This window comes from Streptococcus sp. HMSC070B10, assembly GCF_001808665.1.
GTDB lineage: Bacteria > Bacillota > Bacilli > Lactobacillales > Streptococcaceae > Streptococcus.
The window spans coordinates 134778-153610 of record NZ_KV794214.1 but is presented as its reverse complement, the minus strand read 5'-3'; the positions used below and the strand labels follow the sequence as shown (position 1 = coordinate 153610).

Genomic DNA, 18833 nt, shown 5'->3' with positions numbered 1-18833 from the left:
AGGAGACGGGTATGGAACAAACATTCTTTATCATTAAACCAGATGGTGTAAAAAGAGGATTAGTAGGTGAAGTGTTGAAACGCATCGAACAACGTGGATTTACAATCGAAAAATTGGAGTTGCGTTCACAGGTTTCAGAAGAGTTGATTGATCAGCACTATCAGGACTTGGTTGGTCAAAGTTTTTACCCACCGATTCGTGAATTTATGACTTCAGGCCCAGTTCTTGTAGGTATCATTTCTGGTCCCAAAGTAATTGAAACTTGGCGGACCATGATGGGTGCTACTCGTCCAGAAGAAGCTTTACCAGGAACTATTCGAGGTGATTTTGCAAAAGCTGCTGGAGAAAACCAAGCTATTCAAAATGTTGTGCATGGTTCAGATTCAGAAGAGTCAGCTAAGCGAGAAATTACTCTTTGGTTTGACGGAAAGTAGTAAAAGTTTGATGTAAGGGTTACTTGCATCAAACTTTTTTGCATTTTAGAGTAGAAAACTGACAGTTGAGAAATATTCTAGCAATGGGGAGGATTTCTAGCCTATAATAAGAGCAAGTAAGGGAGGAAGAATGATGGAAAAAATGAAAAAGCAAATTCGTATTTTGTTATTGCTGACAGTTTTTGGTATTAGTAGCTGTTCTTGTTTAAGTTTATCGACTTGGGCCTTGATGTTAAATCAAAACTGCTTCTATTATTTAGTAGGTATGTTGCTCCTTGCCAGTATTGGGGCAGGGATAAACTACTATAGAGGGCAGGGAAATCAATCTTATTCAGTTTTTAAGGAAGATAAGCAACAATTCTTGTATAGTCTCTTGCTATTAGTAAATATTTTGGGTTTAGCTTTAATTGTCATAGAACATATCCTTGCAGGAAATACATCCGTAGAAGGGGGTGTGGAAGCCTTTCTACCGAGTTTCTTTTTCTTATTTGGTATTGATTTGTTAGTTTTTCTGCCGATTCAGAAGTATGTAAATGGATTGAAAAAGATTTTTGGAAAGAAGGAAATGTGTTTTATTAGTGGATTAGCTATTCTAATCTTTCTCAGAAATCCTTGGATGCTATTATCCATGACCTTTTATATTGCCTTGGGAATGCTATTTCTAGAACTGTTGGTGCCAAAAGTCATTCGTTGGGAAGTTTCATTTTACAGTCATTTGATGAGAGATATCTTGTTAGTTGTCTTTTTACTGTTCCTATTTTAAGATCATAACAAGGACTGGCTCAAGTTTTTAATTCATAATATGGAATTCAGAGATAATACCTAGACAAAGAACAAGTTTTTGGTATAATAGAAACATGTACACTAAAAACGAAGAAGAGTTACAGTCCTTAGGGGAACGTTTGGGCTATTTATTAGAAAAGAATGATGTCTTAATTCTAACTGGAGAACTTGGAGCAGGCAAAACGACCTTTACAAAAGGTCTTGCTAAAGGATTACAGATTACTCAGATGATTAAGAGTCCAACCTACACTATCGTAAGAGAGTATGAAGGTCGTCTTCCTCTTTATCATTTAGATGTTTACCGCATTGAGGGGGATGCTGATTCTATTGATTTAGATGAGTTTCTCTTTGGTGGCGGGGTGACTGTCATCGAGTGGGGACATCTTTTAGGTGATGCCTTACCAGATACTTATTTAGAATTGGAAATTCTAAAAGAAGAAGACGGTCGCAGGCTGAATTTCCAAGCAAAGGGTTTACGTGCAGAAAAACTCTTAGAGGAGCTTCAACATGGAGTATGAGTTGCTCATTAGGGAAGCAGAAGTTGAAGATGCGGCTGAGTTAGTATCATTTTTAAATCGTGTCAGTGTAGAAACAGATTTTACCAGTCTGGACAGGGATGGCATTTTGATGACAGATACTGAGATGGAGTTGTTTTTGGATAAACAGGCTCATTCAGAAAATCAAATCACTTTACTAGCCTTGCTGAATGATGAAATTGCTGGTCTTGTAAATATTACAGCTGACCAGCGCAAGAGAGTTCGGCATATTGGAGATCTCTTCATTGTGATTGGTAAGAAGTATTGGAATAATGGACTGGGGAGTTTGTTACTTGAAGAAGTTGTAGAATGGGCGCAGGCTAGTGGCATTCTTCGTAGACTTCAACTCACTGTCCAAACTCGTAATCAGGCTGCAGTTCATTTATATCAAAAGAATGGTTTTGTCATTGAAGGTAGACAAGATCGCGGTGCGTACATAGAAGAAGGGAAATTTATAGATGTTTACCTGATGGGTAGACTGATAGATTGATAGTAATATGGTTAAAAAAATTATTGGAATGGTGCTAGCTTTTCTAGCTGTGACAGTTTTGGGTGTCGGTGTTTTTGCTTATACCATTTATCAGCAAGGCACACAAACCTTATCAAAGACCTATAAAAAAATAGGGGAAGAAACCAATGTTATTGAGGCGACTGAACCCTTAACGATCCTTTTAATGGGGGTTGATACTGGAAACGTAGAACGAACTGACCCTTGGGAGGGAAATAGTGATTCCATGATTCTCTTAACGGTTAATCCGCATACGAAAAAAACAACGATGTTGAGTTTGGAACGTGATATCTTGACTAAAATTCAGCATAAAGATGGTAGTGTTGAGGAAGCTAAACTAAATGCCGCCTACGCTGGTGGTGGTGCGGAATTGGCAATCTCAACTATCCAGAAAATGATGAATATTCATATCGATCGTTACGTTATGGTGAATATGCAGGGGCTGCAACAATTGGTTGATGCAGTTGGCGGGGTGACTGTAAATAATACACTCGGTTTTCCAATTTCGATTACTGACCAGGAAGAATTTAATAAAATTTCCATTGGTGTTGGACAGCAAACTCTAAATGGTGAAGAAGCGCTTGTTTATTCTCGCATGCGCTACCAAGATCCAGAAGGGGACTACGGACGTCAGAAGCGTCAGCGTGAAGTCATTCAAAAGGTTGTTGAAAAAGTTCTTAGCTTGAATAGTGTTAGTCACTATCAGTCTATCTTAAAAGCCCTAAGTACCAATATGCAGACTAATATTGATTTATCAGCGAAAAGTATTCCACAATTACTTGGTTATCAAGATTCCTTCAAGAATATTGAAACACATCAATTGCGAGGAGAAGATGCTGAACTGCAGGGCATTTCTTACCAGATTGTTACAACTGAGCATATGTTAGAAATGCAAAATCTCTTACGTCGTTCACTAGGTAAAGAGGAAGTAACTGAAGTAGAAACCAATGCTGTGTTATATGAAGCAATTCTTGGAAGAACTGCTACACCAACGAATGCTTCAAGTGTAGAAATAGAACAAAATTAATAATGAAATCGTGGGAAATTTCCTGCGATTTTTTCAAAAAAATACGAATAGATAGGTAGGAGGAAACATGAAAGCAGAAATCATTGCTGTTGGAACAGAGATTTTGACAGGACAGATTGTCAATACCAATGCTCAATTTTTGTCGGAAAAACTAGCAGAGATTGGGGTAGATGTATATTTTCAGACGGCTGTAGGAGACAATGAAGCTCGTCTCTTATCCCTGCTTGAGATTGCCAGTCAACGTAGCAGTCTGGTGATTTTGACAGGTGGTTTGGGGCCAACTGAGGACGATCTAACCAAACAAACCCTAGCTAAATTTTTAGGGAAAGAATTAGTCTTTGATCCTCAGGCGCAGGAGAAGTTGGATGTCTTTTTTGCCCAGAGACCAGACTATGCCCGAACACCGAATAACGAAAGACAAGCTCAACTTGTAGAAGGGGCGACTCCACTACCAAACGAAACAGGACTGGCTGTGGGGGGAATATTGGAAGTCGATGGAGTGACCTATGTCGTCCTTCCCGGTCCACCAAGTGAATTAAAACCCATGGTCTTAAATCAACTTCTACCTAAGTTGATGACAGGGAGTAAGCTATATTCCCGAGTTCTTCGTTTCTTTGGGATTGGCGAAAGTCAGTTGGTTACGATTTTGGCTGATTTGATTGATAATCAAACAGATCCGACCTTGGCACCTTATGCTAAGACAGGGGAGGTAACTCTACGTCTGTCAACAAAGGCTAGCAGTCAAGAAGAAGCGAATCAAGTGCTGGATATCTTGGAAAATCAAATCTTGGACCACCAGACTTTCGAAGGAATTTCTTTACGAGATCTTTGTTATGGTTATGGGGAAGAAACTAGTTTAGCTAGCATTGTGGTAGAAGAACTGAAAAGGCAGGGGAAAACCATCACGGCTGCTGAGAGTTTGACGGCTGGTCTTTTCCAAGCTAGGGTAGCGGATTTTTCGGGTGCTTCAAGTATATTTAAGGGTGGTTTTGTAACCTATAGCTTGGAGGAAAAATCAAAGATGTTGGATATTCCTGTCAAGGATTTGGAAGAACAGGGTGTGGTGTCTGAATTTACAGCTCAGAAGATGGCTGAGCAGGCACGAATCAAGACCCAGTCTGATTTTGGCCTTAGTTTGACTGGAGTGGCAGGACCAGATAGCCTAGAAGGGCACCCAGCTGGGACAGTCTTTATAGGCTTGGCTCAAGGGCAAGGAACTGAGGTTATCAAGGTGAATATTGGAGGCAGAAGTCGAGCAGACGTACGTCACATTGCAGTTATGCATGCTTTTAACCTAGTTCGCAAGGCTTTATTAAGTGACTAACTTTTGATATAATAGTAGATAGGTCTGAGGACCATTAGAATGTAGGAGAATAGAATGGCGAAAAAACCAAAAAAATTAGATGAAATTTCAAAAAAATTCGGGGCAGAACGTGAAAAAGCCTTGAATGATGCTCTTAAATTGATTGAGAAAGACTTTGGTAAAGGTTCAATCATGCGTTTGGGTGAACGTGCCGAGCAAAAGGTACAAGTGATGAGTTCCGGTTCCTTGGCTCTTGATATTGCCCTTGGTTCAGGTGGTTATCCTAAGGGACGTATCATCGAAATCTATGGACCAGAGTCATCTGGTAAGACAACGGTTGCCCTTCATGCAGTTGCGCAAGCGCAAAAAGAAGGTGGGATTGCAGCCTTTATTGATGCGGAGCATGCCCTTGACCCAGCTTATGCTGCGGCACTTGGGGTCAATATTGACGAATTGCTCTTGTCTCAACCAGACTCAGGAGAGCAAGGTCTTGAAATTGCAGGAAAATTGATTGACTCAGGTGCTGTGGACCTTGTCGTAGTCGACTCAGTTGCGGCCCTTGTTCCTCGTGCGGAAATTGATGGAGATATCGGAGATAGCCACGTTGGTTTGCAGGCTCGTATGATGAGTCAAGCCATGCGTAAACTTGGTGCTTCTATCAATAAAACCAAAACAATTGCCATCTTTATCAACCAATTGCGTGAAAAAGTTGGGGTCATGTTTGGAAATCCAGAAACAACTCCTGGTGGACGTGCCTTGAAATTCTACGCTTCAGTCCGTTTGGATGTTCGTGGAAGCACGCAAATCAAGGGAACTGGTGACCAAAAAGACACCAATGTCGGTAAAGAAACTAAGATTAAGGTCGTGAAAAACAAGGTGGCTCCGCCATTTAAGGAAGCCTTCGTTGAAATCATGTACGGAGAAGGAATTTCTAAGACTGGTGAGCTTTTGAAGATTGCAAGTGATTTGGATATCATCAAAAAAGCAGGAGCTTGGTACTCTTACAAGGATGAGAAAATCGGGCAAGGTTCTGAAAATGCTAAGAAATACTTGGCAGATAATCCAGAAATCTTTGATGAAATTGACCATCAAGTCCGTGTTCAATTTGGTTTGATTGATGGAGAAGAAGCTGCTGAAAGCAAAAAAGATGAAGCAGTTCAAGCAGATTCTGTGAATGAAGAAGTAACTCTTGACCTAGGCGATGAGCTTGAAATCGAAATTGAAGAATAAGCTGTCAAAGTAGTGGAGGAATCCACTGCTTTTTCGATTATTTGTTAAATATTTCAGATTGCCTATAGTTTGCTGTTTCTTGTCGCTCCTTTCGAAAGCTGATATAATAGTCTTATGAATAAAAAACGAACAGTGGATTTGATTCATGGTCCTATTCTTCCCTCGCTTTTGAGTTTTGCCTTCCCAATCTTGCTATCCAATATTTTCCAACAGCTCTATAACACTGCTGATGTCTTGATTGTTGGACGATTCCTTGGTCAAGATTCCTTGGCTGCAGTTGGGGCAACAACTGCTATTTTTGACTTGATTATAGGCTTTACACTTGGTGTTGGTAATGGGATGGGGATTGTCATTGCTCGCTATTATGGGGCTCGAAATTTCACTAAAATCAAGGAAGCTGTAGCGGCCACCTGGATTTTAGGTGCAATTTTGAGTGTTGTAGTGATGCTACTGGGCTTTCTTGGTTTGTATCCTCTCTTGCAATACTTAGATACCCCTGTAGAAATCCTTCCACAATCCTATCAATATATTTCTATGATTGTGACTTGTGTTGGTGTCAGCTTTGCCTATAACCTCTTTGCAGGTTTGTTGCGGTCTATTGGGGACAGTCTAGCAGCCCTTGGCTTTCTGATTTTCTCTGCCTTGGTTAATGTGGTTCTGGATCTCTATTTTATTACGCAATTGCATCTTGGAGTTCAATCTGCGGGACTTGCGACTATTATCTCACAAGGATTATCAGCGGTTCTTTGCTTTTATTATATCCGCAAAAGCGTTCCAGAACTCTTGCCTCAGTTTAAGCATTTCAAATGGGACAAGGCCTTGTATGCGGATCTTTTGGAGCAAGGTTTGGCTATGGGCTTGATGAGTTCCATTGTGTCCATTGGTAGTGTGATTTTACAGTCTTCTGTTAATACCTTTGGTGCCGTGATTATTAGTGCCCAGACGGCGGCTCGACGCATTATGGCCTTCGCCCTTCTTCCTATGACTGCTATTTCTGCGTCAATGACGACCTTTGCTTCTCAGAATCTTGGTGCCAAGCGACCAGACCGCATTGTTCAAGGCCTTCGAATCGGCAGTCGTCTAAGTATGTCCTGGGCAGTGTTTGTTTGTGTCTTCCTCTTTTTTGCCAGTCCTGCCTTGGTTTCCTTCTTGGCCAGTTCAACGGATGGCTACTTGGTAGAAAATGGTAGTCTCTACTTGCAAATCAGCTCAGCCTTTTATCCTATTTTGAGTCTCTTGTTGATTTATCGCAATTGCTTGCAGGGCTTGGGGCAAAAGGTCCTTCCTCTGGTTTCCAGCTTTATTGAACTAATCGGAAAAATCGCTTTTGTGGTCTTGATTATTCCTTGGGGGGGCTATAGGGGTGTTATCCTTTGTGAACCCCTTATCTGGGTTGCTATGACCATTCAACTGTACTTCTCACTCTTCCGTCATCCTTTGATAAAAGAAGGCAAGGCCATCTTGGCAACAAAAGTGTCATCATAGCTCGATTTGCTAAATAAAATCCGTTTCCTCTAGTGAAAATCGAAAAAACTTGTGTTATAATAAGAAAGATTAAAATGTGAAAAAAGGAGATTCCTAATGGGACGTAAATGGGCCAATATCGTAGCCAAGAAAACGGCTAAAGATGGAGCTAACTCTAAAGTATATGCAAAATTTGGTGTAGAAATATATGTAGCAGCTAAAAAAGGTGATCCAGATCCAGAATCAAACTCAGCCTTGAAATTCGTTATCGACCGTGCTAAACAAGCTCAAGTGCCAAAACACGTTATCGATAAGGCTTTGGATAAGGCTAAAGGAAACACAGACGAAACCTTTACAGAAGGACGTTACGAAGGTTTTGGACCAAATGGTTCTATGTTGATCGTGGATACTTTGACTTCAAACGTTAACCGTACAGCGGCTAATGTTCGTGCAGCTTTTGGTAAAAATGGCGGAAACATGGGCGCTTCAGGTTCAGTTTCATACCTCTTTGACAACAAGGGAGTTATCGTATTTGCAGGTGAAGATGCGGACGCGGTCTTTGAGCAATTGCTAGAAGCAGATGTGGATGTGGATGATGTAGAAGCAGAAGAAGGGACAATCACAGTTTACACAGCTCCAACTGACCTTCATAAGGCTATCGTTGCCCTTCGTGAGTCAGGTATCGAAGAATTCCAAGTGACTGAATTGGAAATGATTCCTCAGTCAGAAGTGGAATTGTCAGGCGATGATCTTGAAACCTTTGAAAAACTTTACAGCGTTCTTGAAGACGACGAAGACGTACAAAAGATCTACACAAACGTAGATGGATTCTAATAGAAAAACGAACAGTTTTACTAGCTGTTCGTTTTTTTGATATTTGAACTTAGAATCTGGTTTCAGAATCGTTTTGTTGCTTGCTTTTTTCTAGACCTAGACCGACTGCATGTTTTTGGACGAGCAAGAGCTGTCCATTATCCTGTTTTGCAAAAGTTAAGGTAACAGTCTTGATCTTGTCTCCAATAGAGATATAGGTGATTTTTTTCGTATTGTAACCCCCAAGAGTGAAGTCAAACTCGGAATCTGGCTTTCCGTGTTTGTTGATAATATCCTCGTAGTTGGTACCACCTTTTCCTTTGTTGTCAAGGTCACCTTCGACTAAGGCGTCGAACTGTTCTTGGGTCCAGGCGGAGGTATCGTCTGTCAAGCCGCTTTTTTCTTCGCGTTCCATTGATGCACTCGTATCCATGTAGGAACGGTTAAACTCCTTGGCATACTCTTTGAAGACATCAGCGTATAGTGCCTGAGTCGTAAAGAAAAGTACAACAGAGGCAACTGCCAGGGATGTTCCGATAATAGCCATTGTTTTCCGTTTTTTGAGGTTGACGATAAGGCCGATAATCCCCAAGATAAATGCGACGATGGCGATGAACAACGATAGATAGTTAATAAACGGGATCCAGGATCCTAAAAGTGCGATGGCTCCAAAAATGGTTGCTAAGATTCCTAAAACTCTTTGTTCTTCTGGTTTCATTTGAAAGTTTTCTTCCTTCATTAAGTGAATGGATTTCTATCCACAGTAGTTAGTGCTTATTGTATAAAAAATATTGCCTAATGTCAATTTAAACTAAAATAGTTCTCTTGAAAACTTTTTCTTGACATCTCTTTTCAAAGTGGTAAAATAGTTCTCATGAAAACTTATTTAGTTCTCAGGAGAACCAAATGCAATGGTTAGAAAGGAGTTAGTATGGACAAACCGATGTTAGTTTTTAAGCGTTTTGGTCACCAGATTCATTTGATGGTGCAAAAGGAAGCCAAACGTTGTGGCATTGAATTTATGGGTGGACCTCAAGGTCAGGTTGTACGTTTTTTGGATAGCCGTGAGGGAAATCAAGACTTGGTCTTGATTAAAGATATCGAGCAGGAACTAAATATTACCAAGTCTGTGGCGAGTAACTTGGTCAAGCGTATGGTGCAAAATGGTTTGGTGGAATTGGAGGCGAGTCCTGTCGATAGGCGGGCCAAGTTTGTTCGTCTGACGGAAAAATCGCGTTCTCAGATGAAGCAGGTTAAAGCCTTCTTTGAACGCATTGACAACCAGTTGATGGCAGACATTGATGGAGATGAATTACTGATTTTTGAGAAAGTCCTCAATCAACTACAGGAAAATATCAAGAGAATAGGAGGAGATAATGAAGAAATTAGCCAAACGAATTAGTAGAAAAGAATGGGGGATGATTTTACTAGCCATTCTCTTTACCTGCTTTTCAGTCTACCTAGAGTTGGAAGTTCCGACCTATATCTCGAAAATCACGGATTTGCTGGGGACTCAAGGAACTAGTTTAGATGAGTTATGGCAACCAGCAGGTATGATGGTCGGAATGTCTTTTTTTGCCTTCTTGTCCGCAGTCGCAGTTGGATTTTTTGCATCCAGAGTGGCGGCTTCCTATACTAGTAGACTGAGAAGTGATATTTTTAACCGAGTTTTGGATTACTCGCAGACAGAGATTAAGAAATTCTCTATTCCAAGTCTCCTAACTCGTACCACTAATGATATTACTCAAGTTCAGATGTTGATCACCATGGGCTTGCAAGTGGTTACGCGTGGTCCGATTATGGCTATCTGGGCTATAGGGAAGATTTTAGGCCATTCAGAATACTGGCTCTGGGCTGTTCTTGTGGCAGTGATTGTCAATGTTTTGATGACAACAGTTTTGATGACGCTAGCCTTTCCAAAACAGTCCTTGATTCAAAGTCTGACTGATAAACTGAATAGTATCACTCGGGAGAGTCTAACAGGTATTCGCGTTGTTCGTGCCTACAATGCTGAAAAGTACCAAGATGAAAAATTTGCAGCAGCAAATGATGAATTGACCCGTTTGAATTTGTTTGTCAACCGTCTCATGGCCATTTTGAATCCCATCATGATGGGGATTTCAAGTGGTTTGAGTGTGGCGATTTATTGGATTGGGGCCTATGTGATCAACGATGCTGTTCCTACAGCTCGTCTGCCTCTCTTTAGTGATATGGTTGTTTTCATGTCTTATGCCATGCAGGTTGTCATGGGATTCCTTCTCATGGGGGCGCTCTTCATCGTTCTTCCTCGAACTATGGTCTCTGCCAAGCGGATTAATCAGGTTCTAGATTTGCATTCTTCTATCCAAAATCCTGCTCAAGTGCAGTTGGCTGATGAAAATCTCAAAGGTCAGGTCGAATTTAAGGATGTGACCTTCCGCTATGCGGCAAATTCGGAGGCAGTTATCGAGCATGTTAGCTTTAGAGCGGAAGCTGGTCAAACAGTGGCCTTTATAGGGTCAACAGGTTCTGGTAAATCAACTCTGGTCAATCTGATTCCACGTTTTTATGACGTATCAGCAGGAGAAATTCTAGTGGACGGAGTTAATGTTCAAGATTACGGTTTGGAAGATTTGCGCAACAAGGTTGGCTATATTCCACAAAAAGCTGTTCTCTTTTCAGGGGATGTCAAGGGCAATCTAGACTTTGGACGCAGCAAAGAAACACCACTTAGTGAGGAGGCTATGTGGCAGGCCTTGGAATTGGCCCAGTCTAAGAACTTTATCGAAGACAAGGAAGCGGGCTTAGAGTCAGAAGTAGCCCAAGGAGGAACCAACTTCTCAGGTGGACAAAGACAGCGTCTGGCCATTGCGCGTGCCTTGGCTCGTAAGCCAGAAATCCTCATCTTTGATGACTCCTTCTCAGCCTTGGATTACAAGACAGATCGTGTCCTACGCCAAGAGCTAGCTGAAAAAACCAAGTCTATGACCAAGCTCATTGTCGCACAGCGTATTTCAACGATTATGGATGCAGATTTGATTTTGGTCTTGGATCAAGGTAAAGTCGTGGGACAAGGCACCCACAAGGAACTTCTAGCTAATAACGAAGTTTACCAAGAAATTGCCTATTCACAACTATCGAAGGAGGAATTGGAACATGGAAAATAAGAAAATGTCTCTTTGGAAACAAAGTAAACCCTATCTTGCAGGTCTCCAGTTTGCCCTTCTGATTGCCTTTCTAGCAACAATCGTATCCAATATCATTACTGTTTATGGCCCAACCCGAATCAAGGAAATGACCAATATCATTGCCAGTGGTCTGGCAACAAGTGTGGATGTCGCGGCGGTTGCAGCCATTGGTGGTTTTTTGGCCGTCATCTATGTGATTGGACTCCTATCAAATTATTTGCAGGCCTTTCTATTTACAACAGCCATTCAACGTTTTTCAGAGCGTTTGAGAACAGCGATTGCAGAGAAAATTAATCGTCTTCCATTAGGATATTTTGATGGACATGCTCAGGGGGATACCTTGTCTCGTGTGACCAATGACGTTGACACTGCAGCTCAATCCCTCAATCAAAGTCTGGGAACAGTTCTTTCATCCACTTTATTGGTCGTGGCAGTCTTGGTAACCATGTTTGGAATGAACTGGATTTTAGCTTTGGTGACGGTTGTTTCAACTCTTATTGGTTTTGCTTTCGTGTCTGTCTTTATGGGCAAATCACAGGGATTCTTTAAGAGTCAGCAACAGAATTTGGCAGCTGTCAATGGCTATGTGGAAGAAATGTACTCTGGCCATAATGTGGTGACCAGTTACAATGCTATCGAGAGTACGAAAGAAGAGTTTGCGAAATTAAACAATCGTCTGTATGATAGTATCTGGAAATCTCAGTTTATTTCAGGGATTATGATGCCGATTATGATGTTTATTGGGAACTTTAGCTATGCCCTAGTGATTATTGTTGGTGCAGCCTTGGCTTTAAGTGGACACATCAGTATCGGGATTATCGTTGCCTTTATGGCCTATGTTCGTATCTTTTCTCAGCCTCTTTCACAAATTGCCCAAGGGATTACCAGTCTTCAGCAGGCTAGCGCAGCCATGGGACGTGTCTTTGAATTTTTAGCTGAAGAGGAAATGGAAGATGAATCCCATAAAGAAAGACAATTGAGCGATATGAAAGGGCAAGTGGTCTTTGATCGAGTTTCCTTTGGTTACACACCAGAGCGAACTATTATCCATGACTTTTCTGCGACTGCTCATGCAGGTCAAAAGGTTGCCATTGTCGGACCGACCGGAGCTGGGAAGACAACCATTGTCAATCTTTTGATGAAGTTCTATGAGATTGATAATGGAAGTATCCGCATTGATGGCGTGGATACCAAGGAGATGAAGCGTTCGGAAGTACACGATGCCTTTTCAATGGTTTTGCAGGACACTTGGCTCTTTGAAGGGACCATTCGTGACAATCTCATCTATAACCAAACAGGTATTAGTGATGAGCGCGTGATTGAAGCCAGCAAGGCTGTTGGGATTCACCACTTTATCATGACTCTACCAGATGGTTACGATACCGTCTTGGATGATACAGTGACCTTGTCTGTCGGACAAAAACAACTCTTGACCATTGCTCGTGCTTTGCTGAAAGATGCGCCACTCCTAATTCTGGATGAGGCGACCTCTTCGGTTGATACTCGTACTGAGGAATTGATTCAGAAAGCTATGGACCGACTGATGGAGGGAAGAACTTCCTTTGTCATCGCCCACCGCTTGTCTACTATCCGAAATGCTGATTTGATTCTTGTCATGAAAGATGGCAATATCATCGAACAAGGAAATCATGATGATTTGATGGCACAAGGAGGCTTCTACGCTGATCTCTATAACAGTCAATTTACAGAAGACGAAGTAGAAGAATAAACCCAAAGAAGGCTTGACGGCCTTCTTTTTCTGCACTATACTAGAAGACAAGTGCTTCCCTGTAAGCAAAATTTGAGTAAGTGATGAGAAAATATATGAAAAATTATCAAGAATGGTATGACCACATTGCTGGTAAGATTGAAAAGAAGCCTATCTTTCTGAGGTTGCTAAGAGCTTTCAATCGGTTGATGACAGTAGTCATGCCTATAGTTTATCTAATCTTGTTAGTAATTACCTATCTCCAAGAAGGACTAGGGAAACAGGTCTGGATCTACCTGTTTATTCCAGCGTCAGGTTTTGTGATTTTGTCCCTTCTCCGTAAGAAAATCAATGCTCCTAGGCCTTATGAAGTTTGGGAAATTGTGCCTCTACTAGACAGAGATAGTCCTGGTCAGTCTATGCCTAGTCGTCATGTCTTTTCAGCAACCATTATCTCCATGGCTTGCTTACATGCTAGTCTAGCTGTAGGGGTTATCTTGTTGCTCTTGTCAGCCATCCTAGGTCTAGTGAGAGTCTTAGGGGGAGTGCATTATCCCAAGGATGTCTTGGTTGGTTATGCTTGCGGACTTGTGTGGGGTGTGATTTTCTTTCTATTTTGACATGTAAGTTAAGGGGGTCCTAGAACCACTTACGGGGCTAAAGTAACCACTTGCTTTTTTGCTCTTGTTTTCTTATTTTAGCTTTGATATAGTAGAGTCAGAAAGGAGATGGAATGAAGTTACGAATCGAAATTGACAGCAATTTAGAGGAAACTGAAATTGTCATCAAGGCGACAGCTTTGACAGATGAGATTGCGGAATTACAGCGACTCTTGCAAGAGTCCAAGTCTCCTAGGTTAATTTTTTACAAGGGGACGGGTGAATATTATCTGGATTTGTCGGAAATTCTCTTCTTTGAGACAGAAGGTAACAAGATTTATGCCCATACTCAGAAAGATGCCTATGAAGTTCGGCTTAAACTCTATGAGTTAGAGGCTATCCTTCCTCGCTATTTTAGTCGGGTATCCAAGTCAACTATTGCCAATATCCGGCAGGTTTATTCGGTGGACAAGTCCTTTTCAGGAACGGGCACCATTTCCTTTTATCAGACCCACAAGGAGGTTCATGTGTCACGGCATTACCAATCCCTCCTAAAAGAAAATCTAAGAAACATGAGGTAAGAACATGAAAAAGAAAGCATTTGGTATTGTGTTGCTTATTTTGGCGGCATGGATTCTGTTTCAGGGACATTATGGTGTCCCATCCTTGGAGACTAAGTATTCTCCCTTCATCTTTATTGCTTTTCTCCTTTATAAGGCGGTAGAATCTTTTCTTAGGCATCATTGGACAACAGCTACTTTTTTAGCATTAATAGCGTTAAATATAGTGAATCTTTTTTATAATTGGATTCAGCTATCTCCTGTTTCACTTATTTTGGCTAGTATTTTAATCGTAATGGGTGTCAGCGCACTCACTCATTCTAACAGAACTTGGAATGGGAAAAAATGGTGGGATGATGGTGAAAAGACCATTCTTTCAGACAAGGAAGTCGCTTTTGGAAGTGGGACTTTCTACAAGCAAGAGCAAGAATTGGTAGAGGATCAAGTAGAAGTTGGTTTTGGGAATGCCAAGATTTATTATGACAATGCAGAGATGTTGGGAGATAGCGCAACCTTGAAGATAGAAGTCGGTTTTGGGAATGCAGTTATCTATGTTCCTCAACATTGGGGAGTTGATTTAAAGGTAGAAACTTTCTGTGGCGTAGCCAAGGCAGATACTCCTCTAGCCCCAACCAGCAAAACCTTGATTATCCGTGGAGATGTGGCCTTTGGGAAGTTGGGAATTGTCTACGTTAAATAAAAAATCTTCCCTAAGTGTCTAGAGTTTTGGGAAAGTGAAAAATTAAATATCATATAACTTGAGAGAGTGAGAAAATCGCTCTCTTTTTTCGTTGTAAAAATTAAGGAAAGAGGAAAAATGTAATATTGAAATTATTATGGATATTGATTCGTTAGAAATTTTCGATGTAATAGATCTTGATAAGAATGAAAATATGGTTGATTGTATTCCTGAAGGAAATTCTGAAGAAAAGGTGTCGCCGTACGATGACCTCGATAGGGTTTGGCTTTTTCATCCGCTACAAATTGATTGTCCCTTTAAAAAAGAATTTTTCATTATCTATTATGATGTAGTTGTATGCAGAATTTTAAATTTAGAGAGGTAAAATATCTATGGTTAAACTTCAAAATAGAATTAAGGAATTAAGAGAACGAAAAGGACTGACGCTTAAGATGCTATCGAGCACAACAGGCTTTTCTACATCTGCTATAAATCGATGGGAAAATGGCATAAGAGGTTTGGATAAAGATAAAGCTCACAAACTTTCTAAAGTACTAGAAGTTCAACCATCGGAGTTATTTCTTTCAGAGAAAGGAGTATTTCAGCTATATTGGCAAAAAGAGAAAAACATCCAATTTCAAAAAGGTAAATTCGTGCTTTCGATTACTCGTCAAGGAAAAAGATATTCAAAAACATTTGAAATATTAGAAGATGCGATTAAACATCGTGATAACGTTCTAAGAGAATACGAGAATAAAGATGGGTTTCCCAAAACACGTAAAAAAGAAAACATTTTAAAATACCAGGAATTAATAGGTCAGAAATTTCAAAGGCTAACAGTTATTAAACTGACAGGTCCTAAAAAGAAAGAAAATGTTTCTCGTACTTATAGCTATGCTATATGTCGTTGCGAATGCGGACGTATTTGTGAAGTAGAAATTTTTAATTTGCTGAAGGGAAAGAATTATTCTTGTGGTTGCCTTGCTTTGGAGAAAAGTCGGGATTTAGGGGCGAAGTTTGGTCGAGATAGGAAAACACGTGAAAAAGCTAGAATTTCAAACATACTAAATCCCAGTCCAAGAAAAACGAATAAGACAACAAGAATAAAAAATATCACCTACAGTTCTAAATTGAAATCATATAGAGTACAAATTATAAGAGATGGTGTTCGTTATACAAAGCGATTTCCTACTTTAGCTGAAGCGATGGACTATAAAAATGCACTTCTGAAAGAACTAGACGAAAAACTACACAGTAGAGATGAGTAAGTACAGAAATATTTTTTTGATATTGGTATTGAAATATTCAATGTGCCTCTTTTAGGAAAGGAGATTTGATGAAAACGAAACAACATACAGCATTAGCCAGATTAACGAAAAATATAATAGTCGTTGATCTGATGAGACAAACAGGCTGGTCACGGGATAGAATTGTTAAGGCAATTGAAACGATGGAAGCCGAAAAGACAATCTGTATAGCGGAAAATGGTAATTTGAGTCTAAGATTATTTGAAGGATGATATTATGGGTGATTTAGAACAATTTTCGGCTATAACTCTGGAACAGATGCAAACCTCTGAACGCTATTTTCCTATGGCTTGGGTTTTGTGGGAGGACGAGCACTATAGGGAGCTTCGCACAGATTGTAAAGTATTGTATAGTATGATGAAAAATCGTTTGGAGTTATCTGCTAAGAATGGATGGGTAGATGAACTAGGACGTGTATATATTGAGTTTTCAAATGCAGAGATACAACGATACTTTAATTGCTCAAAGCCAACAGCCATTAAAATAAAAAAAGATCTTTCGGATTATGGATTAATTTATGAACTTAGTCAATTTTCAAATGCAGATGGACAATTAGCAAATCGTATCTATATTGGTAATGTCATGACTTATGATGCAGAAAAATATAAACAAGAACGGATAGAACGTCAAGAAAGAGCATTCCAAAAACGAGTAGAAAAGCGACAAAATAGACCCCGTAAAAATAATTTACCGGATGCGTCAAAAATTTATAATGGGTTAGTTAATAATGTTGACCCGAATTATAAAGATTCTAGTAAAACTGAATATAGTAAGAATAATAGTTCTAGAAAGGTTGCAACCAATTCTGAAGAATTGGCGCAACCTACTGAACCTAACTCTCAATCTTTCAAAGAGAATTTTGTGAACTATATTCCGCCAAAATATTACTCTCTCTTACAAGTGATTGCAGATCGTTATAATGGGAAGTTTTGTCAAATAGATATTTTTACAGGAGATTCTCAAAATTACAGTCTTACGCATCGTCAGAAAATGAAAATTGGTCAATATTTAGCAGAGGAATATATCACAAGTCATGAAGTGATTGATATGATTGAGCGGATTCCTTATGATTGTGAGCACCCGTTAGCGTATCTCATGAGGATGCTTGAAAATCTTAAGGAAGAGAGACGATTGGAAGCTAAAATTATAGCACATAGACAGGCTGAGTTGAAATACATAAAAAATAAGAGGTGACTTTATGGGATTGTTTAATAACCAAGAGAGAATTAACGGAGGGCAAGCTATGAAAGCTAGACCTTCCCAGCCAGTTCAAGAGATTGAAATGATTGTAGAGTATTTTGATAAAACGGTAGACAGTATTTCCGTCACTTCCAACTTAGAGGAACTAGAAAAATTGGTATCAAGTTCATTTGGAACAGGAGCAAGTATGGATTTTACATCAGCAACTCCGCCGTTTTCCATCAATCCTAGATGGGTGAGGAAGATAACTTATCGGATAAAATAAGGAAGATATCAGGAGGATAGTAATGTTTAAACTAGTTACAATGGCTTTATTGGTCTTAGCGTATGGAATAGGGCTTGTCATGCTGGAACTGAAGAATGCTCCTCTGATGGATGATGAAATATTATCAAGTCTAAATAATGAAGGAGACAAGTAGATGTGAGGAAACAAACACAAAATCGTATCAGAGAATTACGAAAAAAAGCCAGGTTGTCACAACAGACTTTGGCTGATCAGATAGGAGTGTTTCGCAACACAATATCTAACTGGGAGACAGGATATAGTCAGATAAGTCTGGAGAATGCCAAAAATGTTGCAGAATACTTTGGGGTAACTATTGACTACCTGTTAGGATCAGAATCGGACCAAACCTAGTACAGATAAATCTATATTGACCGAGAAGTCATTAAACTACAGACCTTTGAAAACTGAATACAAGGCTTGCCCTGATACAGCGTGGCTATGGATAAAAAAGAAACGGGGGCGAGTAGCAAACTAGAAAAGGATATCTAGTCCAGCCACTGAACGAAAAAGCATGATAATAATCATAAGCTGAAGGAGTAAGGGTTCCTAGACTATAAACCCAGCGCATGAAATACCGATGTAAAAATACGTTTTTACACAGCACGGCGTTATTTCGCCTTTCAACTTCAAGGAGAAATCTATGACAGATGAAATAACCGTCCGCCTAAAGGACTTAAAAAACTTAGGAAAACAAGGAGGTGCGACAGCTCGCTTAGAGGACGGCACAGACCTTATTCTGAAGCCAGACTATGCAGTCAAACAGGCTAGAGGATACGTAGACGGTCTTTTAAGGGATGTTGAATTTCATTTGCCTTATAAAAAGGTTTATGATCAAATTCGCACTATTAAGAGAGATGCTCAAGTTATAGCTCGAAAAGTTAAGACACCATCAGGAATGGAGCTTCGTTTAACTGGAAAAGGTTATAACCTGAAAAATAAATAAAGAAAAGGAAAAATGAAAATGAATAAGAAACAAGTATTAGCTACACTAGCACTTTCAACTATCGCACTAGCACAAGCTGGTTATGTATCAGCAGATGAACTTGCACCAATTGACTCTTCAGCTCCAACAACAGAAGTAGTTACGCCGACAGCACCAAGCGCCTCAACAGAAACAGAGGCTCCAGCAGTTCAGCCAACAGAGCCTTCAGTTACTCCAGTTGCTCCAACAACACCAGATACATCATCAACTACAGACAAAGGTGAACCTGCAATTCAACCAGAGCTCT

General features: G+C 40.1%; 23 protein-coding genes and 1 pseudogene. 23 read left to right on the top strand and 1 reads right to left on the bottom strand.

Going from position 1 to position 18833, the window contains the following annotated elements:
* Window positions 1-11 precede the first annotated feature (11 nt).
* The 9 genes from ndk to HMPREF2613_RS08195 all read left to right on the top strand — a co-directional run bounded on the left by ndk (window position 12) and on the right by HMPREF2613_RS08195 (window position 8119).
* A complete protein-coding gene (gene ndk / locus HMPREF2613_RS08235; RefSeq protein WP_049552313.1) occupies window positions 12-434 on the top strand; it encodes a nucleoside-diphosphate kinase in 423 nt (140 codons plus the stop codon).
* 130 nt (window positions 435-564) lie between these two features.
* Complete coding sequence (locus HMPREF2613_RS08230; protein WP_225902294.1) at window positions 565-1197, top strand: competence protein; 633 nt, start codon at window positions 565-567, stop codon at window positions 1195-1197.
* Between the two features lie 94 nt (window positions 1198-1291).
* Window positions 1292-1735, top strand: coding sequence for a tRNA (adenosine(37)-N6)-threonylcarbamoyltransferase complex ATPase subunit type 1 TsaE (tsaE, locus tag HMPREF2613_RS08225; RefSeq protein ID WP_049487427.1), 444 nt, complete (start codon window positions 1292-1294; stop codon window positions 1733-1735).
* Window positions 1725-2243, top strand: a complete 519-nt coding sequence (locus tag HMPREF2613_RS08220; RefSeq protein ID WP_070479989.1) for a GNAT family N-acetyltransferase — start codon at window positions 1725-1727, stop codon at window positions 2241-2243. Before tsaE ends, HMPREF2613_RS08220 begins: the two co-directional genes overlap by 11 nt.
* 7 nt (window positions 2244-2250) lie before the next feature.
* On the top strand, window positions 2251-3288 hold the full coding sequence (gene brpA / locus HMPREF2613_RS08215) for a glycopolymer--peptidoglycan transferase LytR (protein WP_049487428.1): 1038 nt from the start codon (window positions 2251-2253) through the stop codon (window positions 3286-3288).
* A 67-nt stretch (window positions 3289-3355) separates the two neighbouring features.
* Window positions 3356-4612, top strand: a complete 1257-nt coding sequence (locus tag HMPREF2613_RS08210) for a competence/damage-inducible protein A (protein WP_070479988.1) — start codon at window positions 3356-3358, stop codon at window positions 4610-4612.
* Between the two features lie 54 nt (window positions 4613-4666).
* The gene (gene recA, locus HMPREF2613_RS08205; RefSeq protein ID WP_070479987.1) at window positions 4667-5821 is read left to right on the top strand and encodes a recombinase RecA; all 1155 of its coding nucleotides are present in this window, start codon (window positions 4667-4669) and stop codon (window positions 5819-5821) included.
* A gap of 114 nt (window positions 5822-5935) precedes the next feature.
* On the top strand, window positions 5936-7306 hold the full coding sequence (locus HMPREF2613_RS08200; protein WP_070479986.1) for an MATE family efflux transporter: 1371 nt from the start codon (window positions 5936-5938) through the stop codon (window positions 7304-7306).
* A gap of 96 nt (window positions 7307-7402) precedes the next feature.
* Window positions 7403-8119 carry a YebC/PmpR family DNA-binding transcriptional regulator gene (locus tag HMPREF2613_RS08195; protein ID WP_000532882.1) on the top strand — a complete coding sequence of 239 codons (717 nt, stop codon included), beginning with the start codon at window positions 7403-7405 and terminating at the stop codon, window positions 8117-8119.
* Between the two features lie 49 nt (window positions 8120-8168).
* On the opposite strand, the gene HMPREF2613_RS08190 is transcribed toward HMPREF2613_RS08195, so the two are convergent.
* Window positions 8169-8816, bottom strand: a complete 648-nt coding sequence (locus HMPREF2613_RS08190; protein ID WP_083279263.1) for a DUF308 domain-containing protein — start codon at window positions 8814-8816, stop codon at window positions 8169-8171.
* Window positions 8817-9029: 213 nt separating this feature from the next.
* On the opposite strand from HMPREF2613_RS08190, the gene HMPREF2613_RS08185 reads away from it, so the two are divergent.
* The 14 genes and pseudogenes from HMPREF2613_RS08185 to HMPREF2613_RS08120 form a co-directional block, all read left to right on the top strand.
* Window positions 9030-9500 (top strand): MarR family winged helix-turn-helix transcriptional regulator, encoded by a 471-nt coding sequence (locus HMPREF2613_RS08185; protein ID WP_070479984.1) that lies wholly within the window; start codon window positions 9030-9032, stop codon window positions 9498-9500.
* Entirely contained in the window at window positions 9475-11244 is a 1770-nt protein-coding gene (locus HMPREF2613_RS08180) for an ABC transporter ATP-binding protein (protein ID WP_070479983.1), read from the top strand. Before HMPREF2613_RS08185 ends, HMPREF2613_RS08180 begins: the two co-directional genes overlap by 26 nt.
* On the top strand, window positions 11234-12994 hold the full coding sequence (locus HMPREF2613_RS08175) for an ABC transporter ATP-binding protein (protein ID WP_070479982.1): 1761 nt from the start codon (window positions 11234-11236) through the stop codon (window positions 12992-12994). Before HMPREF2613_RS08180 ends, HMPREF2613_RS08175 begins: the two co-directional genes overlap by 11 nt.
* Before the next feature lie 95 nt (window positions 12995-13089).
* Complete coding sequence (locus HMPREF2613_RS08170; protein ID WP_070479981.1) at window positions 13090-13593, top strand: phosphatase PAP2 family protein; 504 nt, start codon at window positions 13090-13092, stop codon at window positions 13591-13593.
* Window positions 13594-13706: 113 nt separating this feature from the next.
* Window positions 13707-14153, top strand: a complete 447-nt coding sequence (locus tag HMPREF2613_RS08165) for a LytTR family DNA-binding domain-containing protein (protein ID WP_070479980.1) — start codon at window positions 13707-13709, stop codon at window positions 14151-14153.
* A gap of 4 nt (window positions 14154-14157) precedes the next feature.
* Window positions 14158-14832 (top strand): membrane protein, encoded by a 675-nt coding sequence (locus HMPREF2613_RS08160; protein ID WP_042751715.1) that lies wholly within the window; start codon window positions 14158-14160, stop codon window positions 14830-14832.
* A gap of 371 nt (window positions 14833-15203) precedes the next feature.
* Window positions 15204-16079 carry a helix-turn-helix domain-containing protein gene (locus HMPREF2613_RS08150; RefSeq protein WP_070479978.1) on the top strand — a complete coding sequence of 292 codons (876 nt, stop codon included), beginning with the start codon at window positions 15204-15206 and terminating at the stop codon, window positions 16077-16079.
* Between the two features lie 68 nt (window positions 16080-16147).
* Window positions 16148-16330 carry a hypothetical protein gene (locus tag HMPREF2613_RS08145; protein WP_070479977.1) on the top strand — a complete coding sequence of 61 codons (183 nt, stop codon included), beginning with the start codon at window positions 16148-16150 and terminating at the stop codon, window positions 16328-16330.
* Window positions 16331-16334: 4 nt separating this feature from the next.
* Window positions 16335-17312 carry a replication initiator protein A gene (locus HMPREF2613_RS08140; protein WP_070479976.1) on the top strand — a complete coding sequence of 326 codons (978 nt, stop codon included), beginning with the start codon at window positions 16335-16337 and terminating at the stop codon, window positions 17310-17312.
* Window positions 17313-17316: 4 nt separating this feature from the next.
* Entirely contained in the window at window positions 17317-17583 is a 267-nt protein-coding gene (locus tag HMPREF2613_RS08135) for a thiopurine S-methyltransferase (RefSeq protein WP_070479975.1), read from the top strand.
* A 22-nt stretch (window positions 17584-17605) separates the two neighbouring features.
* Complete coding sequence (locus tag HMPREF2613_RS11810; RefSeq protein ID WP_261673992.1) at window positions 17606-17737, top strand: hypothetical protein; 132 nt, start codon at window positions 17606-17608, stop codon at window positions 17735-17737.
* A gap of 2 nt (window positions 17738-17739) precedes the next feature.
* Complete coding sequence (locus tag HMPREF2613_RS08130) at window positions 17740-17955, top strand: helix-turn-helix transcriptional regulator (RefSeq protein ID WP_070479974.1); 216 nt, start codon at window positions 17740-17742, stop codon at window positions 17953-17955.
* A 289-nt stretch (window positions 17956-18244) separates the two neighbouring features.
* The gene (locus HMPREF2613_RS08125) at window positions 18245-18547 is read left to right on the top strand and encodes a hypothetical protein (RefSeq protein WP_070479973.1); all 303 of its coding nucleotides are present in this window, start codon (window positions 18245-18247) and stop codon (window positions 18545-18547) included.
* Between the two features lie 18 nt (window positions 18548-18565).
* A pseudogene (locus HMPREF2613_RS08120) lies at window positions 18566-18833 on the top strand (cell wall anchor protein); the annotation flags it as partial.

Coding starts and splice junctions, on each gene's coding strand:
- ndk (WP_049552313.1), top strand. CDS start 12: ATGGAACAAACATTCTTTATCATTAAACCAGATGGTGTAAAAAGAGGA.
- HMPREF2613_RS08230 (WP_225902294.1), top strand. CDS start 565: ATGATGGAAAAAATGAAAAAGCAAATTCGTATTTTGTTATTGCTGACA.
- tsaE (WP_049487427.1), top strand. CDS start 1,292: ATGTACACTAAAAACGAAGAAGAGTTACAGTCCTTAGGGGAACGTTTG.
- HMPREF2613_RS08220 (WP_070479989.1), top strand. CDS start 1,725: ATGGAGTATGAGTTGCTCATTAGGGAAGCAGAAGTTGAAGATGCGGCT.
- brpA (WP_049487428.1), top strand. CDS start 2,251: ATGGTTAAAAAAATTATTGGAATGGTGCTAGCTTTTCTAGCTGTGACA.
- HMPREF2613_RS08210 (WP_070479988.1), top strand. CDS start 3,356: ATGAAAGCAGAAATCATTGCTGTTGGAACAGAGATTTTGACAGGACAG.
- recA (WP_070479987.1), top strand. CDS start 4,667: ATGGCGAAAAAACCAAAAAAATTAGATGAAATTTCAAAAAAATTCGGG.
- HMPREF2613_RS08200 (WP_070479986.1), top strand. CDS start 5,936: ATGAATAAAAAACGAACAGTGGATTTGATTCATGGTCCTATTCTTCCC.
- HMPREF2613_RS08195 (WP_000532882.1), top strand. CDS start 7,403: ATGGGACGTAAATGGGCCAATATCGTAGCCAAGAAAACGGCTAAAGAT.
- HMPREF2613_RS08190 (WP_083279263.1), bottom strand. CDS start 8,816: ATGAAACCAGAAGAACAAAGAGTTTTAGGAATCTTAGCAACCATTTTT.
- HMPREF2613_RS08185 (WP_070479984.1), top strand. CDS start 9,030: ATGGACAAACCGATGTTAGTTTTTAAGCGTTTTGGTCACCAGATTCAT.
- HMPREF2613_RS08180 (WP_070479983.1), top strand. CDS start 9,475: ATGAAGAAATTAGCCAAACGAATTAGTAGAAAAGAATGGGGGATGATT.
- HMPREF2613_RS08175 (WP_070479982.1), top strand. CDS start 11,234: ATGGAAAATAAGAAAATGTCTCTTTGGAAACAAAGTAAACCCTATCTT.
- HMPREF2613_RS08170 (WP_070479981.1), top strand. CDS start 13,090: ATGAAAAATTATCAAGAATGGTATGACCACATTGCTGGTAAGATTGAA.
- HMPREF2613_RS08165 (WP_070479980.1), top strand. CDS start 13,707: ATGAAGTTACGAATCGAAATTGACAGCAATTTAGAGGAAACTGAAATT.
- HMPREF2613_RS08160 (WP_042751715.1), top strand. CDS start 14,158: ATGAAAAAGAAAGCATTTGGTATTGTGTTGCTTATTTTGGCGGCATGG.
- HMPREF2613_RS08150 (WP_070479978.1), top strand. CDS start 15,204: ATGGTTAAACTTCAAAATAGAATTAAGGAATTAAGAGAACGAAAAGGA.
- HMPREF2613_RS08145 (WP_070479977.1), top strand. CDS start 16,148: ATGAAAACGAAACAACATACAGCATTAGCCAGATTAACGAAAAATATA.
- HMPREF2613_RS08140 (WP_070479976.1), top strand. CDS start 16,335: ATGGGTGATTTAGAACAATTTTCGGCTATAACTCTGGAACAGATGCAA.
- HMPREF2613_RS08135 (WP_070479975.1), top strand. CDS start 17,317: ATGGGATTGTTTAATAACCAAGAGAGAATTAACGGAGGGCAAGCTATG.
- HMPREF2613_RS11810 (WP_261673992.1), top strand. CDS start 17,606: ATGTTTAAACTAGTTACAATGGCTTTATTGGTCTTAGCGTATGGAATA.
- HMPREF2613_RS08125 (WP_070479973.1), top strand. CDS start 18,245: ATGACAGATGAAATAACCGTCCGCCTAAAGGACTTAAAAAACTTAGGA.